We start from the raw sequence: 1,941 nt of genomic DNA on the forward strand, positions 1-1,941 counted from the left end.
GAAAAACAAGTTAAAAATAACTTGCTTTTTTAGGTGTTTATTTTAATGTGTGTGATGATTTATTTTTAAATCAGGAAAGGAAACAACTTTAAAATGGATATTAATAATATTATTAATGGTGACAACTTTTTTAATAAAACATATGAAGATTTGAGTAGATATGTTGTTGGAGAAATTGCATATAGGTTAGAGAAAATTTAGATGATCTTATTTTTCAAAATTATCAAAAATATGATAAATTTAAACATTATCGAGTAAAAGAAATAAGAACAAAAACATTAATTACTTTAAAAGGTAAAATAACATTTTGCAGACGACAATATTATAAAATTAATCCAATAACAGGAAAAAAAGAATATATTTTTATTTTAGATGAAGTTTTAAAAATTAAAAAATGACAAAGACTGGGGAATGACGTCAAAGAAAGAATTTTATTGTTTTTAAGTGATGATAAAAAATACCGCGATATTTTAGATGCATTAGAACAAGCAAAAATTAGTTTAATGACAATTTCAAATACTATAAAAAACGCAACAACAAACGACAAATATTATATTAATAATACCACTATTAAAATAAAAGTTCCGCGATACTTTATATATTCAAATTGATGAAACTTTTCTTAAAATAGAATACGATAGAAAAAAGGTTAAAAAACACACCTTATTATCTACTGTTCATACTGGTTATGATCAAGAAAAATCAACCGAAAAAATACATGTAATTGCAAATAAGTTAGGTGTTTACGAAATAGATAATATTCCAATTTATATTTCTAAAAAAACAAAATTAACCCGTTTTGTTGTTAAATTAATACTTTTGATAATAAGTAATTATAATATTCAAGATGATACCGAAATTATGATTTTAGGTGATGGAGCAAATTGAATTAAAGGGATTAAAAAAGTTATTGCAAATCGTTTTCCTAATAACAAAGTTCATTATACAATAGATAAATTTCATTTAGTAAAAATATTTAAGGATTTATTACCCCACCGAAGAATAATTAAAGAAAATGAAGAAACCTTTAAACAAGTTGTTGATTATTTTTATAATGGAAAATATTATGAATTATTACAATGTTTAAAAGAAAGTAAGTCATTTATTACTAGTTCTAAAAAGTTTTTAAGAGAAACAATTAATTTAATTAAAAATAACGAGGATGGCATTAAAAATTAAACATTATGAAATAATATTGGTTGTGATATGGAGGGCGATGTTTCCCATTATGGTAAGGGGATATTTTCTAAAAAAGGAATTTATAGCGAAAAAACTGTTAAAAATAAATTGAATACTAGTATGTTAAAATTAAGAAATAATATTAAGGATTTTAAACAATCAGAAAAACCACCAGAAAATAATAGTATTTTATATAATAATTTTAATAAAACTGAACAACAAAACTTACATCTTTATTAATTTTATTTTTAAGTTAAATAATTTTAATAAAAATAAATTTTTTGTTATGATTAAATTTAAAAAAATATAAAAATTTGTTGACAATAAAATTAAACATGGTATCTTTAAGTTAAGTATGTGGATTATTTATTCCATAATTTCTTAAAATATATTAAATACCCTTAAATAATTTATACAATCAACAAAATTAATAATGGTGGGTTGTTCCCCGATAATCAATGATGACAAGTGCAATATGTAACGCCAGAGGGTTGATGAGATTTTGGTGCTCACATTAAAAATGCGGTGATTTGAATTGTCAACACTATTCCTGGAATTAAACAAGTTAACGAGTTAGCGAGTGGTGTTGGTAAGGTTTTTGAAACAGTATATAGTTTTTTAGTCAAATATTTGAGGTATGAAAATTTAATCCAGCATTGTATAGTACAATAACAAATATTTTTTTATTAATTATTTTTATGAAATTTGTGCGATTAATATAAAAAAGGAACTGTTATTAAGTTCCTTTTTGTTCTTTTCAAT

General features: G+C 22.4%; 3 protein-coding genes and 2 pseudogenes. All 5 read left to right on the forward strand.

The features are described 5' to 3' along the window. Positions 1 to 209: 209 nt before the first annotated feature. Positions 210 to 335: pseudogene (locus tag C6B38_RS12290) on the forward strand (hypothetical protein); the annotation flags it as partial. Between the two features lie 99 nt (positions 336 to 434). Beyond that, positions 435 to 626, forward strand: a complete 192-nt coding sequence (locus tag C6B38_RS11005; RefSeq protein ID WP_105298574.1) for a hypothetical protein — start codon at positions 435 to 437, stop codon at positions 624 to 626. 193 nt (positions 627 to 819) lie between these two features. After that, a complete protein-coding gene (locus tag C6B38_RS02790) occupies positions 820 to 1,179 on the forward strand; it encodes a UPF0236 family transposase-like protein (RefSeq protein ID WP_146693278.1) in 360 nt (119 codons plus the stop codon). A gap of 27 nt (positions 1,180 to 1,206) precedes the next feature. Then, complete coding sequence (locus C6B38_RS02795; RefSeq protein WP_105298576.1) at positions 1,207 to 1,419, forward strand: hypothetical protein; 213 nt, start codon at positions 1,207 to 1,209, stop codon at positions 1,417 to 1,419. A gap of 168 nt (positions 1,420 to 1,587) precedes the next feature. Continuing rightward, a pseudogene (locus tag C6B38_RS12145) lies at positions 1,588 to 1,901 on the forward strand (spiroplasma phage ORF1-like family protein); the annotation flags it as partial. Positions 1,902 to 1,941: the final 40 nt, after the last annotated feature.

Origin of the sequence: Spiroplasma sp. ChiS (assembly GCF_002968355.1) — a bacterium.
Taxonomy (GTDB): domain Bacteria; phylum Bacillota_I; class Bacilli_A; order Mycoplasmatales; family Mycoplasmataceae; genus Spiroplasma; species Spiroplasma citri.